Source organism: Nocardioides sp. Root1257, assembly GCF_001425175.1.
Lineage (GTDB): Bacteria > Actinomycetota > Actinomycetes > Propionibacteriales > Nocardioidaceae > Nocardioides.
Genome location: NZ_LMDV01000009.1, coordinates 429,569 through 453,604 on the forward strand (window position 1 = coordinate 429,569; position 24,036 = coordinate 453,604).

Genomic DNA, 24,036 nt, shown 5'->3' on the forward strand with positions numbered 1-24,036 from the left:
TCTGCACAGGCTCCTCCACAGTTGTGGATGATTGCCCCGGGACCGGGCAGCCGAAACCGGCACGACACGCCGGTCTAGGTCGGCGTGTCGTGCCGGTTTCACCGGCCAACCGGTGAAACCCGCAGATCAGGCCAGCGCCGCCGTGCGCGCGACGGTCGCCACCAGGATCACCGCGGCGACGGCGACGAGGCCGGCGGCCTGGTACGCCGTTCGGTGCCGGCGTGGCGCGTAGGCCAGGATCCCGGCGACCACCACTCCACCGACGAAACCGCCGAGGTGGCCCTGCCAGGAGATGTTGGGGACCGCGAACGTGATGAGCACGTTGACCGCGATCAGCCCCCACAGGGCGCGCATGTCGCCGCCGACCCGACGGGCGACCACGATCAGCGCGCCGAAGAGGCCGTAGATGGCACCCGAGGCGCCGAGGGTGAGCTGGTACTCACCGGAGGCCCACAGCACGACGGCCGATCCCGCCAGCAGCGCCAGGAAGTAGAGGGCCAGGAAGCGGACCCGGCCGAAGACCAGCTCCAGCTGCGGGCCGATCATCCACAGCGCCAGCATGTTGAAGGCGATGTGGGTGATGGTGACGTGGGTGAACCCGGACGTCACGAGCTGCCACCACGCACCGTCCGCGACCCCCGGCAGCCAGGTGCCGCCCTGGGCGTCGCACGCGGCCTGGGGTGCGGCGTACGCCTGGTTGCCGAGCAGGCACAGCCCGCTCGGCCGCAGTCCCAGGAGGTCGACCAGCCGGCTTCCGGAGCCGCCGGTCACCAGGATCGCCAGCCACACGCCCGCGTTGATCGCGATCAGCACCCCGGTGGTGATCGAGGCGTTGCTGGGCCGCAGCCCGCCGAACGCAGTACGCCCGCTGCGGGTCGCCTTCTTGCCGGCCGCGACGCACTCGGGGCACTGGAAGCCGACAGCGGCGTCGCGCATGCAGTCGGGGCAGATCGGACGCTCGCACCGCTGGCAGCGGATGTGCGACTCCCGGCCGGGGTGGCGGTAGCAGACCGGCACCCCGGCGGGCGCCGGATGATCGTTCATCGTGGGTCGTTCGGGGAGCTCAGGCGCCGATGATCTCGACGGACTCGATGACGACGTCGTCCTTCGGGCGGTCGCCCGGGCCGGTCGGCGTGGTGCCGATGGCGTCCACGACGTCGCGCGAGGCCTGGTCGGCGACCTCACCGAAGATGGTGTGCTTGAAGTTCAGCCACGTCGTCGGCGCGACGGTGATGAAGAACTGCGAGCCGTTGGTGCCCGGGCCGGCGTTCGCCATGGCCAGCAGGTAGGGCTTGTCGAAGGTGAGCTCGGGGTGCGGCTCGTCCTTGAAGGTGTAGCCCGGGCCGCCGGTGCCGGTGCCGGTGGGGCAGCCGCCCTGGAGCATGAAGCCCTCGATCACGCGGTGGAAGACCAGGCCGTCGTAGAAGGGGCCGGTCTTGCCGTTGCCCGCGTCGTAGTCCTTGGTGCCCTGGGCCAGGCCCACGAAGTTGGCGACCGTCTCGGGGGCGTGGTTGGGGAAGAGGTTGAGCGTGATGTCGCCCCGGTTGGTCTTCAAGATGGCCTGCTGGTCCGCCATGACTGCCTCTCACGTTTGGTGGGTACACCACGGACGTACGCGGTGCTGGTTGTGCCGTCCGATCCTCGCACGGTCGACAAGCAGCCCGCCCGGCGCCCGGCCCCTGGTTCGGTCGCCGGTGGCATGATCGGATGCACCAGGGACACGACGAGAGGAAGCCCCCATGGGTCTGCGGAAGAACAAGTCGCTCCTGGACCAGGCCGGTGACACGGTGAGCGAGTACGTCGACCAGGTCCGCCCCCAGCTCGAGGCCGCGGTCGCCACGGCCCGCGAGAAGGCCGGCCCTGCGATCGCCGATGCACGCGGCAAGGCTGGTCCGGCCATCGCCGACGCGAAGGCGAAGGCGGCCCCCTACCTCGCCGACGCTCGCGACAAGGCAGGCCCGGCGATCGCCGCGGGCGCCGCCGTCGCCGCCGAGAAGATCGCCGAGGGCGCGGCGTACGCCGCCGAGAAGGCCGCCGCCGGCGCGGAGGCCGCTGCCGACAAGGTCGCCGAGGTCGCCGACCCGCCGAAGAAGAAGCACCGGCTCCGCAAGCTGGTCATCATTACGGGGATCGCGGCCGGCGCGGCGTACGTCGCCTCGCGGCTGCGCGGCGGCCAGGAGAGCCAGAACTGGCAGTCGTCCTACTCCCCGACGCCGGCTCCGGCCGCGACGCCCAAGCCGGTCGCGGTGGTCGAGGACGACGAGGCCGGTGCCTCGCCCGGTGAGGCGCTGGCCGACCAGGCCGAGTCGCCGCACCCGGTGACCACGCCGGACGACCCGGCCGACGTGGTCGAGGTCGACGACAAGAAGTAGCCGAAGCGCTCTAGGACCGGCCGGTGGAGATCTCCGCCGGCCGGTTCTCGTCTATCCAGGTGTCGATCCGCTCCCACCACGCGAACAGCCAGTCGATGCGCTCCTCGCGCCCGGCCGGGATCTCGGCCCGCGGGATCTGCCACCAGCGCATGATGATCCGCTTGTCCATCGGCAGCTCGCGCCAGACCTCGCCGACGGTGACCATGTGGTCGAGCCCGGTGTGGGCGACGAGCACGACGTCAGCGTCTGGCGCCGCGTCGAGCGCGGCGAGGAAGCCGCCCGGTCGGGGCGCGAGCACGTGGATCATCCGCTCGGCCCGCTGCGCCATCCGCTCCAGGCCGAGCCGGCGCAGCCGGTCGATCGCCCGCTGCCGCCGTTGCGGGGTGAAGTTCCCGCCCTCGGGGAAGATCACGAAGGCGTCGTTCTCGTCGAGCCCGCTCGCGAGGTCGGCGATCTGCGCCTCGAGGTTCTCGGTCGGGCCCGGGTTCGGGGTGATGAACCGCGCCGGGATCCGGTTGAGGATCACCGAGATCATCGGGTCCCACGCCAGCGTGTCCTTGAGGACCACCCGTGGCTCGCGGCCGTACCACGCCATCAGCGTGTGGATCAGCACGAAGGAGTCGCCCGGCCCGGCGTGCCGGCAGCAGACCAGGATCGGGCGGCCTCGGTGATCGAGCGGACCGGGCCCCTCGGACTCGATGCGCAGCCGCAGCACCCGCCGGGCCTCCCGGAAGAACACCCACATGGTGCCCTGCACCAGGTCGTAGTGGATGCCCTCGAAGTACGCCGTCCGCAGCCGCCGGCCGAACCCGGACGCGAACCACAGGCCGAGCATCACCAGGAGCAGCAGCGCCTCGCAGGTGAGGTAGACGAGCACCACCCAGAAGAAGCGCAGCGGCCGGAGCCGACCGCGCACGATCGGCGAGATCGCCGCGGCACCGATCAGCCACAGCGGCAGCGTGAACCAGGCGACCACGGCCAGGGCGACCACGAGCGGCGCGATCACGCAGCGCCGCAGTGCCCAGATCATCAGCTCAGGTGCTCCTCGAGGTAGGCGAGGGTCGCCTCGTAGGTGAGGTCGATGCGCTCCTGCACGCCGGAGAAGTCGCGGCTGCCGAGCACGCTGTCGTCCTTGCCCGAGGTCCCCCGTGCCGGGAGGACGTGCGCCTCGACGCTCGACGGCAGCTCGGCGAGCTCCCGGTTGAACCGGTGCCGCCGCGCGATCTCGAACGAGACCCGCGCGACCTCCCACGGCCGCTTCGGCGGCACCAGCGGCCGGTCGATGCGGCCGACCTGGAGGACGAACACCCGGGTGGCGCCGAGCTGGACGGCGCGGCCGAGCGGGATCGAGTTCACGATGCCGCCGTCGAGGTAGTGCTCGTCGCCGACCTTCGCCGGCGGCAGCAGGCCGGGTACGGCGGCGCTCGCGACGACCGCGTCCACGACCGGCCCGGAGTCGAACCAGTGCTCGGCGGCCCGCTCGATGCTGGCGGCGCAGACCTGGAAGCGGACCGGCAGCTCCTCGAAGGTCAGGTCACCGAACTCGTCGACGAGCGCCTGCTTGAGCGGCGTGGCCGACCACAGGTGGGTGCCGGTCGACATCGCTCGGCGGACGGTGCGCAGCGGGCTGTCGCCGTACACGTCGGCGCCGCCGGACGCGGCACCCTGCCAGAGCGCGACGAGCTTCGGGATGACGGACGCGTCCGGCTGCCGGGCCACCATCGCGCCGTTGAGGGCACCGATGCTGGTGCCGAGCACCAGGTCGGGGGTGATGTCGCGCTCGAAGAGGGCGCGCACCATGCCGACCTCGACGGCGCCGAGGACGCCACCGCCCCCCAGCACGAACGCCGTGGTCATCGGACCGTCACACCGTCGAGGATCCCACGAGCTCGGGGTTCTCGGCGCGCACCTTCTGGCTGACCCGGTGCTCGACCCAGAAGATCAGCAGCGGGATCAGGCCGGCCACGAGCATGAGCAGGGTGAACGCGATCGACCACCGCGCCCGGCGGGCGAGCAGGAAGGCGACGACGACGTAGATCATGAAGATCCAGCCGTGGAAGAGCCACATGATGCTGGCGGACTCGCCGAACTGCTGGAGGCTGCTGCCCTCCGTGGCGAGGTACTTCAGGGGCGCGGCCACGAGGGCGCAGAACGCGAGCAGCACGCCTACGACCAGGGCCAGCACGCGGTAGAGGTTGAACAGCTTCACGGGGCCAGCCTACGGATCGCTCGTCGCGGCCTCGTCGGCGTCCTCGACCACGCGCCCCTCGGCTGTCGTGTCGGTCACCCACCGCCACCAGATGAAGGCGGCGAAGAGCCCGAAGAACCACCACTCGATCGCGTAGAGGAGGTTGCGGATGCCGGTGAACGTCCCCACGTCGGGCAGCTGGTCGACGCTGGCCTGCTCGAGCCCGTCCTCGGGCTCGGTGGCGACGCCGTACGCGCCGTAGAGGTCCTGGTCGACGTGCTGGATGAGGTCGGCGATCCGCAGCTGCGGCAGGACGTCGTCGCTCGGGTCCTGGTCGACCTCGCCGGTGCCCTCGGGCGGCTGGAGCCAGGCGTCCAGGCTCGCCGCGCCGGTCGGTGGAGCCGGAGCGTCGTCCGGGTCGGCCACCCACCCGCGGACGATCGGCAGGGCCGCCCCGTCGTCGCCGTCGACGGCGAGCGGGGTCACGACCCAGTAGCCGTCGTGGCCGTCGTGCACCCGACCCGAGACGTAGACGGTCCCGTCCGGCACCCAGGTCCCCGAGACCGACACGGGCTGTCCGACCTGGTCGCCGGGGAACGGGTCGTCGGGGCCGATGACCTCGTCGAGCGGCTGGGGATCGGCGTGCGTCAGGTCGACGGCCTCCGCGGCCCGGTGCGCCTGCCACGCGTCGTACTGCCAGACGCCGAGGCCCACCGCGATCCCGACCAGGACGAGCGCCAGCAGGTGCGCGCCCCAGTAGCGCGGGGCGAGCGGGCTGGGCACGCGATCAGCGTACGCAGCCCACCCACCCCGCTCCTGCGGTGGGCTCCGCGCCTACTTCTTCTTCTGCTTCTTGACCTTGACCACGAAGGTCTTGGTCGCCTTGGCGGCGTTGTACGCGCCCGCCGCGGCGAACGACGCGGTCACCTTGTGCTTGCCGGGCTTGAGCTTCGGCAGCGTGAACGTCGCCAGGCCCGAGCGCAGCACACCCTGCTGCGCACGCAGCTTGTCGACTGCGAACGTCACCACTCCGCCGACCAGCGCCGTACCGGACGTGACGTTGACGTACGCCTTCGGGCGCTGGCCCTGCAGGACCTTGCCGGGCACCGACAGCTTGATGCTCGGGGTGAGCTTGTTGATCTTGACGGCCGCGGTCGTGAAGGGGGCCGGCGCGACGCCGGCTCCGACGCTGGAGAGCATCAGCGCCAGGAGCGGCGGGTAGGTGACGGTGGCGCTGACCGTGGAGCCCGCATCGGCGCCGGTGGGGGTGTACGACAGCCCGGTCACTCCGGTCGGCGCGCCGTTGCGGTTCCACGCGACGACGGGGTCCGACGACAGCCCCAGGCCGATGCCACCGAGGCCGCCCAGCGCAGCGCCCAGCTCACTGAGCGAGCTGGGGATCGAGACCGCGAGCGGCCGGCCGACGCCCGGCGTACCGGTCAGCCTGGGGGTCGCGATGGTGATCGTCAGCGGCGTCGTGGCGCCCTCGGTGATCGTCAGGGCGCCTGCGCCGACGGCGAGACCCGCTCCACCCATCAGGGTCGCGATCGAGCAGGTGGACAGACCGACGCAGGTGATCCCGGCCCAACCACCCATGACCATGGCGCCGTAGGTGCCGGCCGGGACCTCCTCGGCGAACGAGGCGGCCGCCACGGGGGTCCCGCCGCCGTCGGGAACGCCGAGGGAGACGGGGCCGGACCCGTCAGAGGGCACCAGCTCGACCGCGCCCTGGACCGGTCGACCCAGGTCGTCGACGAGGGTGAGGGCGATGATGCCGTTGCCCGGGTCGATCGCGTTCGCCGGGGTGGCGACCGCGACGGTACCGAGGATGAGCGCAGTGGCGGCGAAGACAGCCGTCAGCCGCGGGAGACGTGAGCGCACAGAGGCTCCTTGGAACTAGAGGTTCCCGAGAGGGACAGTGTCCGTTCGATTGAATCGGAGCCCCAGCCGGCACGGGCCAGAACGCCGTGATCCGTTCGGGTGGTCCAGACCCGAGGGCCGTCGCGGCTCGAGGAGATGTCCCGGAGAGATGGTGGAGCCTAGGGGACTCGAACCCCTAACCCCCTGCTTGCAAATTGTCCTGGAGTAGAGGTGTAAACTGCCTCTGACCTGCGAAAACAACGAGTCAGTTGTGGACAGATTCCCCCATAAGTGACCGTTCCTTCCCCCACTGGACCCCCAAGCACTGCTGCGCAAGCAGGGGGTCGAACAGCAGGTCATCGGCAGGCAGAAGCACGGAAGGACACTCGGGACGATGACTCGCAGACGAGGCTTCGGAGAGGTGGAGCGTCGGGTCGGCGCCAACGGGACGGTGACCTACCGGGCGCGCTACGCCATGGCCGACGGGACCCGGCACTCGCGCACCCTCGGCACCAAGATGGACGCGGAGGCATGGCTCGCGTCGGAGCGCTCACTGATCGACCGCGAGGTCTGGTCCGCTCCGGCCGCGCGCAAGGCAGCGGAGGTACGCCGACAGCGCGAGGCCGCGTACAACACCGTGCGGACCTTCGCCGCTCGCTACCTCAAGGAGCGCAGCCTGCGACCCAACACCGTGCACAACTACGAACGGCTCCTTGCCACCCGGATCGACCCGTACTTCGGTGAGATGCCGCTGCGCGACGTGTCCTTGTCGGAGATCAAGGCGTGGCGTGCCTCGCTCGATCCGAGGACCTCTTCGCAGAACGCCGCCGCCTACCGGCTCCTGCGCTCGATCCTGCAGGCCGCTGAGGAGGAGGAGCTGATCGACCGGGTGCCGCCGAAGATCCGCGGCGCGAGCTCGGCTCCGGTGCAACGTGTCGCCGTTCCGGCGACGCTCGAGGAGATCGCGGTCATCACCGACGCGATGCCCGAGCGGCTCCGTCTGCTGATCGTGCTCGCGGCATTCGTCGGCCTTCGCCAGGGTGAGCTCCTCGAGCTGCGGCGCTCGGACGTCGACGGGGTCACCGGCAGGGTCAGCGTCACCCGCAAGGTCGACAAGGACGTCCTGCCCGGCGCTCCCGGTGCCTGCCGGAAGTGCGGTCGGGTGATCAGCTCGCCCAAGACCGCCAGTGGTGTCCGCACCGTCCACGTCCCGCCGCCGTTCTTGCCCGCCCTGCAGAAGCACCTGCTCGAGCACACCGCGGCCGGTCCGACCGGACTGCTCTTCCCCGGGGATAGGACCGACCACATGAGCGTTCGCTACCTGATGGATCGCTACCGTCCCGCTCGCGAAGCCGCTGGCCGACCCGATCTGACCATCCACCACCTCCGCCACACCGCCCTCACACTGGCCGGCCAGCACGGAGCTACCGCCGCCGAACTGCAGGCCCGCGCCGGCCACGCCTCCCAGGCGGCAATGGCGATCTACCAACACGCCACCATTGATCGCGACAAGTCGCTCGCGGACAGGATTGGCGCGACATATGAAGCTTGGCGCCAGAGCGAACCGTAGAGCCCCACGGGAGCGATGGGGCCACCGGGTTGGAACGGTCCCTCCGCCGCGAGGGGGGCGGTTGCCATCCTGCGTCATGGCGCCACGACCTCGACTAGCGCAGTCGCGCACGAGTCCAGATCACCACTCCTCCCATGGCTGCGTTTTGTACGGAATGTCGTGGACCGGCGGCCGCTTGCGGTCCTCTTGTGCCCGCTTCGCAGCATCTGAGGCATCTCTGGTGTTCTCATGGGCGCGCATCTCAGCATCACGTCGTTGCTTGGCGCGCGCTTGGCGGAGCCGAGACTCGGCTCGCTCGGCGAGCAAGGCGTCACGCTCCAGACGGCTCTTCGTTGCGGCGTCCTGGCGCTGGCGCTCTGCCTCGAGACCTTGCTGGATACGTCCGGTCAGCGCCTCGTCGATCTCCAACCTGATCTTTCGTGACGTGATGACGTCGCGGGCGAAGGCAACCGCAGTATCAAGAGACCCGTACACCAACGTCAACCGTTCGGAAACTGCCTGTTCCAGATCACCTAGGTAGACGTCGCCCAGCTCGTGTGCGGCGGCATTCCACTCCGTCAGCAATAGGTGACCCTCGTCGTTCTCACCCGCCGCGAGAACGGCCGCGAGGAGAAGTCGTGCGCCACCAATGCTGGCCAAGGCATGGTGTTCTGAGCGGCTGCGAAAGTCAGCTGCCGAGGGCTCCCTCAACTGGTGACCGACAACAACCTGCCAAACCGCGAGAGGGCTCGGATGTGTGCTCCGCGCCACAACCACCTCCCTGCCCAAACGCTGTCCGGTGTGCGGATCGTCTTCTGGCAGTTCCCAGACAGAGGTCACGACTTTCGACGCCGCGCTTCACAACTTAGGTGTATCGAGCCTCGGCGTGAACCGATTCCTCGTGGATCTCCCGCATGGAGCGCGTCTTCCCGCCGCCTGGGCTCCAGCGGCTGTCCAGAAGCTTGTGCGACGTCTCGTCCGCCAGACAGACGCAGCCTGCGCGCACTGTGGCGTGGCCTCAGAACAGCTATCCGAGGTGGTCTCTGGGAGGTGGAGCCTCGCTGAGCCTCATTCCAACCAACAGCGCAACGCGTGCTGGCGACAGGTCGCGGTTCCGCACTTGCTCGATGAGGCCGCCATCCACACGCGACGCGACATGCCCGAGCGCGACCAGTTCAAGATCGATCAATGGCACGTCTGCGAGGAATCTCTGCCAGCGCCAACGGTCGAGTTCCTGGGCGAAGCGGATCGGCTCGTCGGCTCGTTCGACGATCCGATCCAGTGCGCCGGCCATCGCTTCCACCCGGCTGCCCCGAGCGTAGGCGACGAACTGCTCGAACATAGATGCGGGTACTCCCGCCAGGCTCCAACCTAGGCCAGCGTTGTCTCGCAACGCGCCGGCAGCACGCCACGGGGTGTGCAAGTTCCCCAACTCGACTTCTTGGTCGTAGTAGAGCGCGGCAAGCGACGAGATCGGTTCGCTCGGGGGCGGAGCCATCGAGCCATCGCGTTCATCTCGCGAGGGCTGCCAGAACCCGTTGCTGGCGAGGCCGAGTGTCCATGCCTCCGGCGCGCCAGCACGCTCATAGAGCCTGGCTCCTCGCGCGAGAATTTCGGATGCGACGCCTTGATCAATGAGGACAAGTAGCGTCGCCGCGTCTGCCAACGTCGTGGCCAACATGAGCTCCCGCTCAACAACGCCTTCTTCGAACTGCGTCGGATCCGGTGTCTCATACTCAAGTGCGTACTCAGCCAAGCTGTGGCCCACTCGCGCGACGTCCTCTGGGTCGACGTCGAGAACCTCGAACCAATCGACCGGCAGCGCTGTCACAGCACGTCCCGAATTGCGGCATGCCCCTCTGGGGCGACGAAACGACCATTTGTCCATCGACCAGCGACATATGCTCGCCTGCCGACGGCCGAGGAACGTCCCGCGCCAAGCTCCCAGCGCTCGACCCACTGAAGCTGCGCCATCGGCACGTGGATCTTCGCCGTGACTTCACCCTGACGGTGGAAGCGCCGAAACTGCGAGTAGGTCAGCAGATCCCGAACGTCCTCGGCGAAGGGCTCGAGCCTCACCTCAGAGTGCGGCAGGACCGGAACCCAACCGGCAAAGATGTGCCCCGCTGACTGGAAATTGTCCGTCGCGTAGAGCAATGCCGTCCGCTGTGCGCTTTCCACGCGATTTTGGCCGTAACCGCGGGGACGCGACGTGCGCATCCGAACTCCCGCTGTCAGAGATATGAATGGCGTCTCGTCCTGCACTGTTTGGTACTTGTCGAGATGGTCCTGAAGCGCACCGGCAGTGAGTTTGTTGGCTACCTCCGCGGGGGAGATCAGACCGGCGTTTCGCCACCAATTGCAAACAAGACCGCGCTCGCGCAGGATCGCACGGGCCTCGTCGTCATCGAGCCCGCTCATCCCCTTGCGAAACCACTGGAACCACATCTGGAAGCAACTATCGCAGACGATCAAACGGACTGAAGTTCCGACGGCCGCTGATCAGCTGGCGGACGACCCGACCAGCTGGTCCAGCAGTCCCCGGGGCCGAGGCCCCGGGTTGCGTCTAACCGCCGCGACACGGCGACCACCGTGAAATGCCCCAGTCTTGCCGTTGCTTATCGGCGACTACCTAAGTTCATCCTCGCCTACTAGCGCACCCAGGCAGTTGCTCGCCCCTGCGCCGCCTTACGAGCTCGTTGTCTGTCCGGCTTGGGATTTGCCATCACCCAGTTGTTGGCGACGATCACGATCTCCGACACCGCAGTTGATACGGGAGGAGTTCCGAAAGTCATGTCCGTCTTCTGGGCGGCACTCCACACCTCGAGAAGGTGGTCCACTCGTTGCTGGAGTTCAACCGCCACGGATGGCCACTTTCCAGTGAGTTTTGACATGAGATCGATGCTGCGAGCCAAGACTTCCTGCACAGCCTCGGAATCGTCGATGGTGCTGTTCCTGACCTTCGCAGGCAGCAGAACCGAGGACACAATGAGCGCGGAGGCTGAGTCCCGCACGTTTGCGCGGACCTGCGCTAAGCGCTCATGGCGGATTGTCAGCACAACTGCAAACGCCGTAAACAAGCCCCCAATGATCCCGCCGACAATCCCGTCCAGCGCCGTCCCCCACCACCAGGCACCGTCGTTGAGATGTCCGCCTGTCCACTCGTCTGCCATGCACCGGACCGTAGCGGTCGTCCTGTCCGCGGCGCGTCCGCTACTGCGTGCACTTGCTCACTACCAAAGTCGCCGAGGGCCTGCTGCACGGGAGGTGACATCTCGTCCTGGCGACCGTTCGTGCATCAGACCGCCACGTTGCCCTTTTGGTCGACTCCCCTCTGTGTCTAGGAGAGCCGGGTCGGACCCTGACAAGATGCTGGGCATGACTGATTCGTACGGGGCTACCCACGTCGGGGCCCTGCCGCCGGACATCGACCAGTACGTCCCGGGTCGGGTGGGGATGTGGTCGGTATCGCCCGTTATCGATAGGCCAGCTGCCAGGGTCTGGAGAGTGGCGTTCATTCACGCGGCAGAGGCTGACCCGATCATTGAGTGGATGGGTGCCGGATTCGCGGTCTGCGCTCCCGACGATGCTGAGCGAGTCGCTGAGCGCCTGGTGGAACTAGTCGAGGAGACGAACGAGAAGTTCCCTGCTGCGCTGGCTCCGTTCAAGGAATCGGAGACCTCGTACGTGATGGATAGGGGCAGCGCTTACTATTCGGCCGATGGGGAGCACTTCCGGAATCGACGCTTCCTAGCGTGAAACGTGGGTGTATCCCGCCACCGCGGGTGCGTCCATTCGCCGCGACAAGGGCTCTCAAGAGCTGCCGTCGGGCGCCCAGCCCAGAGGGATATGCGCGGCGCCCGCTGTCTCGCAGAAGTAAAGCGTCGGCGCGCCGTAGGCAGGATCGTCATTCGGGACCACGATCAGCTCGTCGCCGCATGTAGGGCACGCAAAGGTCATATCGCCGAAGATAGGCACACGGTCGGCTGCTGACGTCAGCCGTTCGTCTTGACTCGCCGGCCGTTCTGAACGACGTGCGTCCCACCGCCGCGGACGCGACCAGCGTCCCACCGCAGCGAAGCGGCGACACACCTCATCTGGCCCAGGCGCCACCCGCACGGTTGCTGTTGGGGACGCGTGCCATCCCCCATCTGGAGGGTGCCCTAGATGGTTCAGCGACAGGAAGCAAGGACTGCGCCGGAGGATCTGCCCCAACCGGAGCAGACGCCACCCAGCCCTCCGGGCGCTGGGGTAGTAGAGGCCAATCGGACTGAACTACACCCGCGTAGTTCTGCACAGGTTAATCCCCACATGTGCACAACGGTGGCGCGCATTCCAGCGCGTACGGCGCACCAACGAGCGCCGGTACCAGCTGCCGCGATCGTCTCCGACAAACCCGGCTACGCACTACGCCCACGCCAGGTGTTGATCGGATGCGCGTCGATGAAGCGGTCCAGTGACTCGGTCTTGATTCGGATTGTGCGCCGCCCGAGGCGGACGGCCTCGAGATTGCCGGCCGCGATAAACCGCCGGACGGTCTTGGTCGAAACGCCGAGGATCTCGGCGGCCTCGGCGATTGAGACGAGGCGGCGAGTGGTGCTGATGGTTAGGGCCATTCGGGTGCTCCTGAGTCAGCGGCGGTCCGGTTGGGCGCCTTCGCTCCTCAAGGCCCCGAGCTGTCTTCCAGTGGCCACCCCAACTTGCTCCACTCTCTCCGCGTCTCGTGGCCTGTCACTCGTCACCTCCTGGCCCTCCTCGCCCTCGCGCAACCCACCCGCTTCCTCCGCCTTCTGCCGTTCCTCCCACCCACCGATCCCACACACACCTCTTTCATTCCAGACCCGGGGTGGCCACTCACCGGCTCTCATCGGCCTTGAGGGGCGTGACGATGACTCTGAAGAAGCTGGCCGCCGGGTCGGGGTATGAGTACCTGACCCGGCAGGTCGCGGCCGCCGACACCACGGAACTCGGCCGCACCAAGCTGGCGGACTACTACTCCGTGAAGGGCGAGGCTCCCGGGCTGTGGATCGGGTCCGGCCTGGTCGGCATCACCGGCATCGAGGGCGGTGACCCGGTCACCGCCGCACAGATGCAGAACCTCTTCGGGCACGGCCAAGACCCGGTGAGCGGCACGGCACTAGGCCGCGCCTACCGGCCGGACGCGGTGGCTGGGTTCGACCTGACCTTCTCGGCGGTGAAGTCCGTGTCGACGCTGTGGGCCGTCGCTCCGCCGGAGATGGCAATGACGATCCGGCAGGCTCACGACGCCGCGGTCGCGGACGCCGTCGCGTTCCTCGAGGCGCACGCGGTCTTCACCCGCGAGGGCACCGACGGCGTGCGACAGGTGGAGACCCGCGGACTGATCGCGGCGGCCTTCACCCACCGCGACTCCCGCGCCGGCGATCCGGACCTGCATACCCACGTCGCGGTCGCGAACAAGGTGCAGACCCGGGAGGGCAAGTGGCTCTCGCTCTACGGCACCGTCCTGCACCGGTACGTCGTGGCTGCCTCCGAGACCTACAACACTGCGCTCGAGCACCACCTCGTCGAACAGCTCGGAGTCCGCTTCGTCGACACCGGCCGCGGGCTGGGCAAGCGTCCGGTCCGGGAGATCGCCGACGTCGACGCGATGCTGTGCGAGCGCTGGTCCCACCGTCGTCGCGACATCGACGCCCGCGTCGACGCGCTCTCTGCGGACTTCGCCGTGGCGCATTGCCGACCGCCGACGGCCAAGGAGTCCATTGCGCTGGAGCAGCGGGCCAATCTGGAGACCCGTGCTCCGAAGCACGAGGCACGCGCGGAGGCGCATCAGCGGACGACGTGGCGGGCCGAGGCAGTTCAGGAGCTGGGGCAGCTCGGGCTCAATCGGATGGTCGATTCCGCGCTGCACCCAGACGCCATCGACCAGCCGCAGGTATCTGCGACTTGGCTGGATGCGGCTGCCGTCCGGGTCATCTCCGAGCTTGAGGACCGTCGTGCCACCTGGCAGTCCTGGCACCTGTACGCCGAGGCGCAGCGCCAGGTACGCGGCATCGACGTACCTGCGCATCAGGTCGACGCGGTCGTCGAGCATCTCGTCGAGACCGCGACCCGGATGCTGATCAACCTGACCCCAGACCGCGATCCGGTTACCGAACCGGCAGCCCTGCGGCGCTCGGACGGCACCAGCGTCTATCGCCACACCGGTGCCGACCACTTCACCAGCCAGCGGATCCTGGACGCCGAGCAGCGCATCGTCCGTGCGGCTGGCCAGCCGTGCGGCACGTCGATCGACCCGATCGACATCGAGCTGTCGCTCATGAAGGCCGAGCTCGACGGTGCGCGCCTGAACGCAGGCCAACGCGAGCTCGTGCTGGCCATGCTCAGCGACCCGCGACAGGTGGCGTTGGCCCTCGCACCGGCCGGGTCCGGCAAGACCACCGCAATGAGCGCGCTGGCACGCGTCTGTGGCGACCTCGGCTACACCACCATCGGCCTAGCGCCGTCGGCAGCGGCCTCCGCGGTCCTGCGTGAAGCGACCGGGATGCCGACGGAGACGCTCGCCAGGCTCGACCACCTCCTCGCCTCCGCCGCAGACCTCGACATCGGACCGCGCACCGTCGTGGTCATCGACGAGGCCGGCATGGCCGACACCCCGACGCTCGACCGGATCATCGCCGCCTGCTGCGACCGAGGTGCACGCGTCCGGCTCATCGGAGACGACCAGCAGCTGGCAGCTATCGGCGCCGGCGGAGTGCTGCGTGACGTCGCCACCACCCACGGCGCCGTACGCCTCGAGGAGGTCGTCCGATTCGCCGACCCCGTCGAGGCCACGGCCTCGCTCGACCTGCGCGCCGGCAACCGAGCCGCAGTCGCGTTCTATCTCGACCACGACCGGATCCACACCGGCGACGCCGACACGAGCATCAGCGAGGTCCTCACCGAGTGGACGGCCGAGCGAGCCGTCGGACGTGAGTGCCTGATGCTCGCGCCCACGCGCGAACTCGTGGCACGGCTCAACCGAGGCGCACGCACAGCCCGGAGTGCCGGCTCGCCGCCGACCGACGAGGTGGACCTCGTCGACGGCAACCGCGCGTCCGTCGGCGACACGATCCTGACCCGGCACAACGACCGCCGGCTCGCCGTCAGCGGCACCGACTGGGTCAAGAACGGTGACCGCTGGACCGTCACGACCGTCGGCCGCGACGGCAGCCTGTCCGCCCGACACCTGGGCTCGCGACTGACGGTCACTCTGCCGCCGGAGTACGTCACCCGCCACGTCGAGCTCGGATACGCCACGACGGTCTATACCGCCCAGGGCAGCACCGCGGACGTCATGCACGGCATCGTCACCGGCACCGAGGACCGGCAGCTGCTCTACACGATGCTCACCCGCGGCCGCGAGGAGAACCACCTCCACCTCGTCATCGACCAAGCCGACGACACGGCCGAGCAGTTCCTCCCCGGCATCGACGAACAACTCTCCGCTGTCGAGACCCTCGACCGGATCGTCGACCGCGATGGCGCAGCAACCTCAGCGACCAGCGTCCTCGTGAACTCCACGAGCGCGGCCGCCCGACTCCGCGACGCTGCGCGGCGCTACGCGGACGCCGTAGAGACGGCAGCCAACCGTCTGATCGGTGCCAACGCGAATGCCGCGCTGGAAGCCGCGGGGAGCGGACCACTGCCGTGGCTGCCGGACATCCCGTGCACGGTCCGCGGGCACCCAGAATGGTGCAGCTACCTCACGGCTCGAGCCGACCACGTCGCCGAGCTCGCCGACCGGGTGCGCGCGACCGCGGCACTCCCCGACACGCTGGCCCGCTTCGAGGGGATCCTCACAACCGAACTCCGGGAAGCGGTCACAGTGTGGCGCGCTGCCAGCGGCGTACCCGCCGGCGAGCGCAGCCTGCTCGGTCCGGCCGTCGACGAGCCGACCGCGGCTCGCTTCGCTCGCGGTCTTCTCCGCGAGGTGCACGACCTCTACCCACCCGCCGTACGCACCTGGGAGCAGCGAGTCAGCGACCAACTCGGCCGCTCTGACGAGCACACCCTGGAGGTGGCCCAGCGACTCGACGCAGCACAGCGATCCGGACTCAATGCCGCCATGATCCTCCGCCGTGCACTCGCCAAGCCGCTTCCGAACGACAAGCCGACGGAGGCGCTCGACTATCGGGTCCAGCGGACGGTCACCCAATGGCGGGGCGTCGCCGCTCCGGGGACACGTCCGGAGCCCACGCATCCGGCGGCAGGTCTCGAACTCTGAAGAAGTGCGCGTCGTGCTCCTCGGTCAGCACGAGCTGCATCTCCTCGGCGGGCGTGACCGGGCAGCTGGTGTGCTGGGCCCGCCACACCGCGAACCGCTCCGGGTCGTCCCTCACCGCCACGTACTCAGTCCATCGGTCGAGCGCCGCCGAGGCACGGCGTCTGATCGCACGCGGAGACAGATGCACCACGTCGGCGAGCCTGTCGACGACGGCTGGTGCCGTCAGCCCCATCCGGCCACGGTGCCCTGGAGCGTCCATCTGTGCAGCAAGGTTCGCCAGCGTGCCGAGGAGCCACGCATCGAAGACATGGATGGCGTTGGCATCCATGGCCTCGATCATCAGGTCTGTGATCTGATCGAAGAGATCATCCAGCGACTCGTGGACGTCGACGGGCACAGCCAATTCGTCATCGTTCTCGACCCGCACCGTCTCCGCCCAGATTCGATCACGCCTCGCCGCCAGATCGCCGACACCCAGCTCGGCGGCAACCTCTCGGCGCGTTCGCGCCAAGATCGTCGCGGCGACTCGACGAGGCTTTAGACGATGCGCCTGCGACACCTCAATCCACAGCTGACCAGCAACGAGCCCCCCGATATCGGGATGCAGGTCGCTCAGCTCGCCGGCGATCCGGTTCGCCCCCGGGACTAGCAGCCACGCAAGCACGGACGCCGCGTCACCGTCGCAAGCCGTCAACCCGGCGAGGGTGGCGAGAACGCCATCCGCCTCAGCCCTGCCTGCGTCACGTGTCCACTGAGGAAGCTCGGGGAGCGTGTCAACGACAGCGAGTTCCGGAGCGGCAGCGCACCAGCGTGTCCAGGAGCGACGAGCCGCCCGCATTCGGGGCGACTCCAGGTCACCGACGCCGAGTCGTTCCGCAACATCCATTGCGACCCCCGAAAAGACACGCATGGTCCCTGCTCACAACGAGACGCCCGCGTCCATCCGTACCCACGTCGGGACATTGAGCAGATCCCTACGATGCGCCGCCTACAGTCGCGCGTCAACCACGGAATTTCGAGCTTCCGAGCCAACCCGAGACAGTCCGTGACAGTCCGTGACAGTCCGTGACAGTCGGTGCCGAATCGGTACTGAAACCGCGTGTTCGACGTCTCACGATCCGAACGATCGACCATCGCTCCGCTCTGGCGCACCACCGCGGCTCCGCTCTCGCGCCGATACGATCGTCGGCTGGACTGGCCAGTGAGGTGCCGGCGCGAGAGTTATAGGAGCTCGATGGGGAGCATCGCCCTACGGCCGAACGGCCGGTGGCGCGCCCGCTATCGCGACTCGACCGGCCGCGAACACGCCCGACACTTCCTGCGGAAGGACGACGCCCAGCGCTGGCTCGATGCGGTCGCCGCGGCGAGCGCAAGCGGGCGCCGTACTCACGAGCTGGAGGCCGACGTCACCTTTCGCGAGTACGAAGAGGTATGGAGGTCGATACGGCTCCATCGGACGAGCAGCGGCGCACACGTCGAGACCATGTTGCGCCGACATGTCTACCCGACCCTCGGTGGCAGACGGCTCGGGACGATCGTCCATTTCGACATCCAGGCCTGGGTGAGCACACTGAGCACCACCGCCGGCCTGGCCACTTCTACGGTCCGCGTGATCCACGGCATCGTCTCGTCCGTCTTCCTCGCGGCGGTGCGCGACCGACGACTCACGACGAACCCGTGCGAAGGAACACGGCTTCCCGCCCGGGAGCGCCGGCTCGTCGTGCCACTACGCACAGAACAGGTGACCCGACTCCGCGCCGAGGTTCCCCACGAACTGCGCGCACTCGTCACCTTCACCGCCCGGACCGGGATGCGCCAGGGTGAGGTCTTCGGAGTAACCCAGGACCGCCTACGTCTCGACGGCAATGACCCAGTCGTGATCGTGGACCGCCAGCTCCGGACGCTCCCCGGGGCTACGACCGCGTTCGGCCCCCTCAAGACGCACTCGAGCCGCAGGATCATTCCGCTGCCGCGCGTGGTGGTCACGGCGCTCGACGAGCATCTACGGACCTACGACCGTGCCGAGGACGGTCTCGTCTTCACACTTGCTGGCAGGCCGATCGTGCGATCGGCCTTCGGGCACGTCTGGCGTCCGGCCGCCAAAGCGGCGGGGCTGAGCGAGCTGACCGGCACGGGCATGCACGCGCTACGGCATTACTACGCGTCGCTGCTGATCCGCTTCGGCGAGTCGGCCAGGACGGTGCAGGCGCGGCTCGGACATGCCTCACCGAGCGAGACGCTCGAGACCTACGCTCATCTCTGGCACGACTCGGACGACCGCACGCGCACGGCCATCGATATCGAGCTCGGGCTGTAGAGGTGCGGATGCCGCCGTCAGAGTTGCGGAGCGGTCGTGGTCGGTCGCCCGTCACGTCACCGAGTGTTCCGGGAACGGCGACGTCGCACGACCGCTCGACCAACTACTTGGAAGCCAATCACCGCGGGATCAGTAGCTCGTCGAGTTCTACTGCGGGCTGCGGCCGCTAGGGCCGCAACCTAACAAAGCCCGACCTTCTTGGCGGCGTACTTGGCTTGCGCCTTGGTGTATTGATCACCCGCAGACGAGGAGAGTTGGTCAACCAACCCGCTGCACGAGAAACTGCTTATGTCGAGGTAGGACTTCGCAGACTGAACGGCCTGCTTTTTCCAGTCGACATTGAGGTAATCGGCGGCGAACTTGGCGTCCTTCTTCGAGAAACCATCACCGGCCTTCGACGACAATTGGTCAATCAGACCCTGGTAAGAGAAACCAGACCCCATCTTAAGGTAGCTCTCCGCAGAGTCGACGGCGTTCTGCTGCGAAACAGTCAACTTCGGGCCGGATGGCTTTGCCTTCTCGCTGCTGCCCTGGCCGATGCCCGCCTCCTTGTCCCCGTCGGACGAATCTGAGGACGACGCCGCCGTCGCCACGAGCGCCGCCACAGTTGCGAGGACCGCAGCAAGCGCCCTGACTTTCGAACCTGAACTCTTCATCTTGGCCTCCCGTAAGGTCTCGATTTGCCGGAGCCTAGTCCTGCTCAAGGTCGGCGGACACGAGTTCATCGAACTTCCGCGCTCGAGAACGGATAAGTGCATACGGGACAACAAGCGCGGCCAGCGCCACTAGGTCCGTGACATCTCGAACCACGCCGATCGGATGGACTGGAGAAGGTTCCTCGCCATGTAGCCAGCCTCCAAAGGCTTGGACCGGCCACCGAACCGAGCCGACTGCCCACGCGTACGCGTCGCGACCCAGCTCTGTCGTCTTCACAAACAGGAAGCCGAGACCGCAAACCATCACCGCGGCTATCGAGTCGAAGCTACCGGTGGCAGGACGATGAAGGGCTCGACGCCCCAACTCGACGAGGGAGAGAAGGGCAAGCGGGAACACCACGAGTCCGGCGAAATCGGAGATCTTCCCAACAGCTGTCCCTGGCCACGCCGCCTTCATCCAATGGTCGTTGACGACGAGAACAACCAATGCGATGAGGGCTATCGGATGGAGCAACAACTCACCGGGCGTGGCCGACGAGGTCGGTTCGCTCATGCCTGTGAACCTAACCTCTAGCCAGGCCAATCCGAACTGGTCGCGCCATTGGATGCGGACGGGCTGACCTGTAAGCCGGGTTCTGTCCTCCGAAGAGGGGCGACCATCCATCTCGGACCACCGTTACCGACGGCCTCCAGCGATCTACCCGCGCACTCGGGCGGGCAGCCCTCGAACGTGCGCGCATCCGATGCCCGAGGGCTCCGAACTTCTTGATCTTGCTCCAAGTGGGGTTTACCTAGCCGGCCTGGTCACCCAGTCCGCTGGTGGTCTCTTACACCACCGTTTCACCCTTACCTCTCCGAGGAGAGGCGGTTTGTTCTCTGTGGCACTGTCCCGCGGGTCACCCCGGGTGGCTGTTAGCCACCACCCTGCCCTGTGGAGCCCGGACTTTCCTCGACGTCCTCCTGAAGGAGTGCGACGCGATCGCCCGGCCAGCCCATCCGCTCAGCCAGCATACGACCTCCCGGTCCCGTTGCGACTAGGAGCTACCAAGCCCCATCCGTTCCCTGTTCAGGCAGTCGCGATAGGACTGGACGACCAACGAAGCTGCCTCGACGGGCGGCACGTGCTCCCAGATCCGGAGAGATGTGAGGCCGAGTGCTCGGATCCGAGCCTCCGTATCTCTGTCTCGATCACGGTTTCCGTCGATCTTGTTCTGCCAGAAGTCAGATCTGGTTCTCGGCATCACAAAGTGCTCGGGACACCCGTGCCAGAAGCAACCATCGATGAAGACGTAGAGGCCGGCTCGAGTGAATACAATGTCGGCTCGTCGTCGGGGGGCGAACGGCAATGGATGATCGACCCGGAATCGCATGCCCGCTCGGTGCAGGATGGACCGCACGGCGAGCTCAGGGCCTGTGTCTCGTCGCTTGTTCGCCAACATCGTTCGGCGCGCCGCCGGCGAGACCGGCGCATCAGGTGTCGGTGGCACCGAATAGCTTCGGTTAGACACGCCGAGACGGATCCGGGTGGGACCATCTTCGCCTGGCATGCTTCAACACTAGGAGGAACGATCCGGTGACGGGAACCAAGACATACGAGGTCGCGCCCTCCGCTGCGCGGCTCACAGGCTCCCTACGCGACATCGGGTACGACTTCCCTACCGCGATCGCGGACCTTGTCGACAACGCCGTCACCGCCAACGCGTCGCGGGTGAACGTCTACACGCACTTCGAACCCAACGGCTCGTATGTGCTGATCAGCGACGACGGCGACGGCATGTCGGAACGCGACCTGATCGAGGCGCTGCGTTTCGGCACTAGGCGGAGCTACGAGACGAATGAACTGGGCCGATTCGGACTCGGGTTGAAGACTGGCACCTTCTCACAATGCCGCCGGCTGACGGTGGTCACAAGGACCACCCCCAAGCGCCCGACCTTCCACGTCATGACGCTCGACCTCAACCGGATCGCTCGAAGCGACCGTTGGGACATCACGGCCGGTGAGTCATCGCCCGCCATCGAACGCGCGAAGGATCTCCTGCGAGAGTCACCGGGAACCGTGGTCATCTGGGAAGACCTCGATCGAGTTCTCCCGGAGCGCTATGCGGAGAGTGGCTGGGGCCGCCGTCGTCTCCGGTCGCTGGCGGGCAAGACCGCGGATCATCTGGCGATGGTCTTCCACCGCTTCATCGCCGGTGACGTCACGGGTCGTGGGGAAGTGGTGATCTGCGTCGATGACGAGAAGTTGCGACCTTGGGATCCCTTCGCGCCGGAGGAGCCGGAGCGGACGGTCCTGCAGGAGCATCTCTTCGAGATCGAGACGGTCAACGGCTCGTCCGAAGTCCGGTTCCGGGGGGTCGTACTGCCGGCACGGGATCGGTTCTCCTCTGTCGAGGAGTTCGAGAGGATGTCCGGTCCGTTGAAGTGGAACCGCCAGCAGGGCCTCTACATCTACCGGGCGGACCGGCTGGTGCAGCACGGTGGGTGGTCAAGCCTTCGAGGAATCGACGAACACACGAAGTTGGCGCGCGGGGCGATCGACTTCGACACGGATCTCGACGAGTCGTTCCAGATCAACGTCGCGAAGATGAGTGTCGACCTTCCGCCCGCCCTCCGCCAGATGCTGGAGCGTCCAGTCCAGGAACTCTGCGTGTTGGCTGACGACGCCTACCGTCGATCGGCGAACTCCGGCGGGCGGCCCGACCCAGCCACGAAGAATTCCAAGGCATCGGAAACGGCGCTTCGGGATGTCGGCATTGCACTGAAGGCCGCGCTCATCCAGGACAGGTCGTTGGCAGAGTTCCGGGGTGCCTTGGACACACTGCGCACTCGGCATCCTGAGTTGGCCAAACAGCTCGATCTCTGACTCAGTCAGCGCTCGGCGTACCGGCACCACTGGGATAGCGGACATGCGGTGCAGCCTGGCGCCTTAGGAGTGCAAAGGCGCGCACCCAGCTCGATCAGGGCGATCTGGGCTTGGCGGCTCTCCTCGTCGAATCCGATGAGGCGGCTGACTGCGATGCGTCCGTCGGAGTTGCGATTCTTCAGCCACCGCTCGGTGCCTTGGAAGAATCGGCCCGCAACACGCAACGCCGCGGTGTTCGCGATGACCGGTTCCTCCCCCTCGGGATCAGCAATCATCGCCAGCTCCGACGCGGCGCGGCGCAGAAGACCGCGCGATACCTGTTGGGCGAGATGATCGTCGTCAAGGGAGCCCCCTTCGTCCAAGACAGTTCTGGCGAGCTCCAGCAGGGCTCCGACCTCCTCAGCCTTGTTCAGCCACGAGCCGATCTCGATAGCCCGGTCCGCCGAAGCGGCGAAAAGCTCGGGCGTCGACCACTCCGACAGCAAGGGCCACAGCGCCGCCACTGTCGTCCCCGACTCGTCACCGAGGAGCGCATCGCCGAGGACAACCAGCCAACGGGACCCGGACCTCAACCACGGGCTGACCAAGTGCGACTCGCGACCCCACCTAGCGAGACCCGACCGAGTCATCTCGGTAGTGACGGCGACCCCGTGCGCTCCGTCTCGGAGGATGCCTGCCACGGCTGACCCGATGGCCAGGCCCAGCCGGGGTGGTACCGCGTTGCCGATCTGGCGGAATGCCGCGGTGGGTGGCCCCGCGAATCGGAAATGGTCAGGAAAGGTCTGGATCCGTGCGGCTTCCCGGATGGTGAGCGTTCGATTCTGCTCCGGGTGGATGTACCAGTACCCGTCCTTGGCGATGTGGGCGGTGATCGTCCGAGACAGGTCGTCAGCGTCGAGGCGCTTGTACTTGTCATCAAAGATGTCATCCCGGTATCGCTTCAGCTCCTCAGGGAGCTCCGAGTACTTCGTCTTCGTGTCCAGATACTCGAAGGCCTCGGCGTCGTCATCCCGCACTCGGCGGGTGACGTGGTCATAGATGCGATCAGCGTGGGCCGACGGCACCGCCGCGCGCATCTCACGCTGGAACGCGGTCCTTGGCCCGTTGTACTTGCGCCAGACCTGACGCGTCTCATCAGAGAGCCATCCCTCCTTGGGACCGACCGGAGGCAGATCGCGGATGGCGTTCCCCAGCGTGACCTTCGCGCTCGACTCTTCGGGCCACTCGAAGTCCATGCCGCCCGCGAGCGCAACCAGGATGAGGCGCTGCCGGAACTGCGGCACGCCGTATCGGTAGGTGTCGACCACCCGCTCCTGTACCGAGTAGCCCCAGTCCTCCAGCCTGCGAACGATGGACCGCAGGATGAACATCTCGCGGTCGAGCGCCATGTCAGGGACGTTCTCCATGATCACCGCTCGTGGCTTGGCGAGGCGCACGATCTCCAGATACGACTGCCACAGATCCCGCCGCCGATCGTGAGGTTCACGGAGTCCGTGTTGGACGAGGTAGCGCATCCCGGAGCGCCCAGCCTTGGAGAACGGCTGGCACGGGGGTCCTCCGGCGAGGACGTCAATGTTCACCGCACGAAGGATCTGCCCGACCTCCTCCGCCTTGTCGGGATCGCCGAGGTCCCACCCGACTGACATTCCGCCGAAGTGGTGTGCGTGAGTCTGCAGGGCCTCGGAATCGAAGTCGGCGCCGAACACGACCTTCATTCCCGCGTCTTCGAGCCCAAGGCTCATGCCACCCGCTCCCGAGAACAGGTCGGCTGCCAACAGTTGACTGGGGGTCCGGTCCCTCAGACGGCGTGCGAGAGCGACCAGGCTCTCTACGTCATCGCAGTGATCCTCGTGCTTCGCCAGTCGCAACGCCCGGCCACGATCTATGCGCTGCGGGGCGCGGGGATCCATGACTGTCACGCCGCTGATTCTACGGATCCGCGCCGACACATCTGGTGTCGAAACGCGGCTCGCCACTCCTCGACCG

The 24,036-nt window shown here is 67.4% G+C and carries 23 protein-coding genes and 1 other RNA gene; 6 read left to right on the top strand and 18 right to left on the bottom strand.

The genetic code is table 11. From position 1 onward, the window contains the following. Positions 1–126: 126 nt before the first annotated feature. Both ASC77_RS16265 and ASC77_RS16270 read right to left on the bottom strand, forming a co-directional pair. The gene (locus ASC77_RS16265) at positions 127–1,044 is read right to left on the bottom strand and encodes a rhomboid family intramembrane serine protease (protein ID WP_056155199.1); all 918 of its coding nucleotides are present in this window, start codon (positions 1,042–1,044) and stop codon (positions 127–129) included. Between the two features lie 19 nt (positions 1,045–1,063). Next, positions 1,064–1,576 (bottom strand): peptidylprolyl isomerase, encoded by a 513-nt coding sequence (locus ASC77_RS16270; RefSeq protein WP_056155202.1) that lies wholly within the window; start codon positions 1,574–1,576, stop codon positions 1,064–1,066. A gap of 163 nt (positions 1,577–1,739) precedes the next feature. Here ASC77_RS16270 and ASC77_RS16275 point away from each other — a divergent pair, with 163 nt between their 5' ends. Beyond that, positions 1,740–2,372, top strand: a complete 633-nt coding sequence (locus tag ASC77_RS16275; RefSeq protein ID WP_056155205.1) for a hypothetical protein — start codon at positions 1,740–1,742, stop codon at positions 2,370–2,372. 10 nt (positions 2,373–2,382) lie between these two features. On the opposite strand, the gene ASC77_RS16280 is transcribed toward ASC77_RS16275, so the two are convergent. Genes ASC77_RS16280 through ASC77_RS16300 form a run of 5 tightly spaced genes read right to left on the bottom strand, consistent with a single transcriptional unit; the run spans position 2,383 to position 6,441 of the window. Next, positions 2,383–3,402, bottom strand: coding sequence for a 1-acyl-sn-glycerol-3-phosphate acyltransferase (locus ASC77_RS16280; protein ID WP_056155209.1), 1,020 nt, complete (start codon positions 3,400–3,402; stop codon positions 2,383–2,385). Continuing rightward, entirely contained in the window at positions 3,402–4,229 is an 828-nt protein-coding gene (locus ASC77_RS16285; RefSeq protein WP_056155213.1) for a patatin-like phospholipase family protein, read from the bottom strand. The genes ASC77_RS16280 and ASC77_RS16285 overlap by 1 nt, the downstream gene beginning before the upstream one ends. A gap of 7 nt (positions 4,230–4,236) precedes the next feature. Beyond that, positions 4,237–4,581 carry a DUF3817 domain-containing protein gene (locus ASC77_RS16290; RefSeq protein WP_056155216.1) on the bottom strand — a complete coding sequence of 115 codons (345 nt, stop codon included), beginning with the start codon at positions 4,579–4,581 and terminating at the stop codon, positions 4,237–4,239. 9 nt (positions 4,582–4,590) lie between these two features. Continuing rightward, a complete protein-coding gene (locus tag ASC77_RS16295; RefSeq protein WP_056155219.1) occupies positions 4,591–5,343 on the bottom strand; it encodes an SURF1 family protein in 753 nt (250 codons plus the stop codon). 51 nt (positions 5,344–5,394) lie between these two features. Further along, positions 5,395–6,441: an Ig-like domain repeat protein gene (locus ASC77_RS16300; protein ID WP_056155221.1), complete on the bottom strand. Its 1,047-nt coding sequence runs from the start codon at positions 6,439–6,441 to the stop codon at positions 5,395–5,397. A 373-nt stretch (positions 6,442–6,814) separates the two neighbouring features. Here ASC77_RS16300 and ASC77_RS16305 point away from each other — a divergent pair, with 373 nt between their 5' ends. Next, positions 6,815–7,990, top strand: a complete 1,176-nt coding sequence (locus ASC77_RS16305; RefSeq protein ID WP_082574826.1) for a tyrosine-type recombinase/integrase — start codon at positions 6,815–6,817, stop codon at positions 7,988–7,990. Positions 7,991–8,110: 120 nt separating this feature from the next. Here ASC77_RS16305 and ASC77_RS26730 read toward each other — a convergent pair whose 3' ends face one another. From ASC77_RS26730 to ASC77_RS26735, 4 genes are all read right to left on the bottom strand, one after another. Further along, positions 8,111–8,809, bottom strand: coding sequence for a hypothetical protein (locus ASC77_RS26730; protein WP_156391130.1), 699 nt, complete (start codon positions 8,807–8,809; stop codon positions 8,111–8,113). Positions 8,810–8,996: 187 nt separating this feature from the next. After that, complete coding sequence (locus ASC77_RS16315) at positions 8,997–9,800, bottom strand: hypothetical protein (RefSeq protein ID WP_056155231.1); 804 nt, start codon at positions 9,798–9,800, stop codon at positions 8,997–8,999. After that, positions 9,797–10,417 carry a hypothetical protein gene (locus ASC77_RS16320; RefSeq protein WP_056155233.1) on the bottom strand — a complete coding sequence of 207 codons (621 nt, stop codon included), beginning with the start codon at positions 10,415–10,417 and terminating at the stop codon, positions 9,797–9,799. Before ASC77_RS16320 ends, ASC77_RS16315 begins: the two co-directional genes overlap by 4 nt. A 203-nt stretch (positions 10,418–10,620) precedes the next feature. Further along, the gene (locus ASC77_RS26735) at positions 10,621–11,142 is read right to left on the bottom strand and encodes a hypothetical protein (protein WP_156391131.1); all 522 of its coding nucleotides are present in this window, start codon (positions 11,140–11,142) and stop codon (positions 10,621–10,623) included. 205 nt (positions 11,143–11,347) lie between these two features. Between ASC77_RS26735 and ASC77_RS16325 the strand changes: the two genes are divergently transcribed. Then, entirely contained in the window at positions 11,348–11,728 is a 381-nt protein-coding gene (locus ASC77_RS16325) for a hypothetical protein (protein WP_156391132.1), read from the top strand. Positions 11,729–12,369: 641 nt separating this feature from the next. Here the strand turns inward: ASC77_RS16325 and ASC77_RS16330 are convergent. Then, positions 12,370–12,585 carry a helix-turn-helix domain-containing protein gene (locus ASC77_RS16330; RefSeq protein ID WP_056155240.1) on the bottom strand — a complete coding sequence of 72 codons (216 nt, stop codon included), beginning with the start codon at positions 12,583–12,585 and terminating at the stop codon, positions 12,370–12,372. Between the two features lie 272 nt (positions 12,586–12,857). Between ASC77_RS16330 and mobF the strand changes: the two genes are divergently transcribed. Further along, a complete protein-coding gene (gene mobF / locus ASC77_RS16335) occupies positions 12,858–16,214 on the top strand; it encodes a MobF family relaxase (RefSeq protein WP_156391133.1) in 3,357 nt (1,118 codons plus the stop codon). On the opposite strand, the gene ASC77_RS16340 is transcribed toward mobF, so the two are convergent. Continuing rightward, positions 16,138–16,878, bottom strand: coding sequence for a hypothetical protein (locus ASC77_RS16340; RefSeq protein ID WP_056793439.1), 741 nt, complete (start codon positions 16,876–16,878; stop codon positions 16,138–16,140). The two genes, mobF and ASC77_RS16340, sit on opposite strands and share 77 nt — an antisense overlap. A gap of 570 nt (positions 16,879–17,448) precedes the next feature. On the opposite strand from ASC77_RS16340, the gene ASC77_RS16345 reads away from it, so the two are divergent. Continuing rightward, positions 17,449–18,531, top strand: coding sequence for a tyrosine-type recombinase/integrase (locus ASC77_RS16345; RefSeq protein ID WP_056155248.1), 1,083 nt, complete (start codon positions 17,449–17,451; stop codon positions 18,529–18,531). A 179-nt stretch (positions 18,532–18,710) separates the two neighbouring features. Here the strand turns inward: ASC77_RS16345 and ASC77_RS16350 are convergent, their stop codons facing one another. The 4 genes from ASC77_RS16350 to ASC77_RS26235 all read right to left on the bottom strand — a co-directional run bounded on the left by ASC77_RS16350 (position 18,711) and on the right by ASC77_RS26235 (position 20,734). Next, positions 18,711–19,187 carry an Ltp family lipoprotein gene (locus tag ASC77_RS16350; protein WP_082574949.1) on the bottom strand — a complete coding sequence of 159 codons (477 nt, stop codon included), beginning with the start codon at positions 19,185–19,187 and terminating at the stop codon, positions 18,711–18,713. Between the two features lie 34 nt (positions 19,188–19,221). Next, a complete protein-coding gene (locus ASC77_RS26740) occupies positions 19,222–19,740 on the bottom strand; it encodes a hypothetical protein (protein ID WP_056155251.1) in 519 nt (172 codons plus the stop codon). Positions 19,741–19,795: 55 nt separating this feature from the next. Continuing rightward, positions 19,796–20,182: RNase P RNA component class A (rnpB, locus tag ASC77_RS18900), an RNA gene on the bottom strand. Between the two features lie 39 nt (positions 20,183–20,221). Continuing rightward, positions 20,222–20,734: a very short patch repair endonuclease gene (locus tag ASC77_RS26235; protein ID WP_082574828.1), complete on the bottom strand. Its 513-nt coding sequence runs from the start codon at positions 20,732–20,734 to the stop codon at positions 20,222–20,224. Between the two features lie 26 nt (positions 20,735–20,760). Between ASC77_RS26235 and ASC77_RS16360 the strand changes: the two genes are divergently transcribed. Continuing rightward, a complete protein-coding gene (locus tag ASC77_RS16360) occupies positions 20,761–22,050 on the top strand; it encodes an ATP-binding protein (protein ID WP_056155254.1) in 1,290 nt (429 codons plus the stop codon). Between the two features lie 5 nt (positions 22,051–22,055). Here the strand turns inward: ASC77_RS16360 and dcm are convergent, their stop codons facing one another. Then, positions 22,056–23,960: a DNA cytosine methyltransferase gene (gene dcm / locus ASC77_RS16365; RefSeq protein WP_056156535.1), complete on the bottom strand. Its 1,905-nt coding sequence runs from the start codon at positions 23,958–23,960 to the stop codon at positions 22,056–22,058. Between the last annotated feature and the right edge of the window lie 76 nt (positions 23,961–24,036).

Coding starts and splice junctions, on each gene's coding strand:
- ASC77_RS16265 (WP_056155199.1), bottom strand. CDS start 1,044: ATGAACGATCATCCGGCGCCCGCCGGGGTGCCGGTCTGCTACCGCCAC.
- ASC77_RS16270 (WP_056155202.1), bottom strand. CDS start 1,576: ATGGCGGACCAGCAGGCCATCTTGAAGACCAACCGGGGCGACATCACG.
- ASC77_RS16275 (WP_056155205.1), top strand. CDS start 1,740: ATGGGTCTGCGGAAGAACAAGTCGCTCCTGGACCAGGCCGGTGACACG.
- ASC77_RS16280 (WP_056155209.1), bottom strand. CDS start 3,402: ATGATCTGGGCACTGCGGCGCTGCGTGATCGCGCCGCTCGTGGTCGCC.
- ASC77_RS16285 (WP_056155213.1), bottom strand. CDS start 4,229: ATGACCACGGCGTTCGTGCTGGGGGGCGGTGGCGTCCTCGGCGCCGTC.
- ASC77_RS16305 (WP_082574826.1), top strand. CDS start 6,815: ATGACTCGCAGACGAGGCTTCGGAGAGGTGGAGCGTCGGGTCGGCGCC.
- ASC77_RS16320 (WP_056155233.1), bottom strand. CDS start 10,417: ATGTGGTTCCAGTGGTTTCGCAAGGGGATGAGCGGGCTCGATGACGAC.
- ASC77_RS26735 (WP_156391131.1), bottom strand. CDS start 11,142: ATGGCAGACGAGTGGACAGGCGGACATCTCAACGACGGTGCCTGGTGG.
- ASC77_RS16325 (WP_156391132.1), top strand. CDS start 11,348: ATGACTGATTCGTACGGGGCTACCCACGTCGGGGCCCTGCCGCCGGAC.
- ASC77_RS16330 (WP_056155240.1), bottom strand. CDS start 12,585: ATGGCCCTAACCATCAGCACCACTCGCCGCCTCGTCTCAATCGCCGAG.
- mobF (WP_156391133.1), top strand. CDS start 12,858: ATGACTCTGAAGAAGCTGGCCGCCGGGTCGGGGTATGAGTACCTGACC.
- ASC77_RS16345 (WP_056155248.1), top strand. CDS start 17,449: ATGGGGAGCATCGCCCTACGGCCGAACGGCCGGTGGCGCGCCCGCTAT.
- ASC77_RS16350 (WP_082574949.1), bottom strand. CDS start 19,187: ATGAAGAGTTCAGGTTCGAAAGTCAGGGCGCTTGCTGCGGTCCTCGCA.
- ASC77_RS26740 (WP_056155251.1), bottom strand. CDS start 19,740: ATGAGCGAACCGACCTCGTCGGCCACGCCCGGTGAGTTGTTGCTCCAT.
- ASC77_RS26235 (WP_082574828.1), bottom strand. CDS start 20,734: ATGCCAGGCGAAGATGGTCCCACCCGGATCCGTCTCGGCGTGTCTAAC.
- dcm (WP_056156535.1), bottom strand. CDS start 23,960: ATGGATCCCCGCGCCCCGCAGCGCATAGATCGTGGCCGGGCGTTGCGA.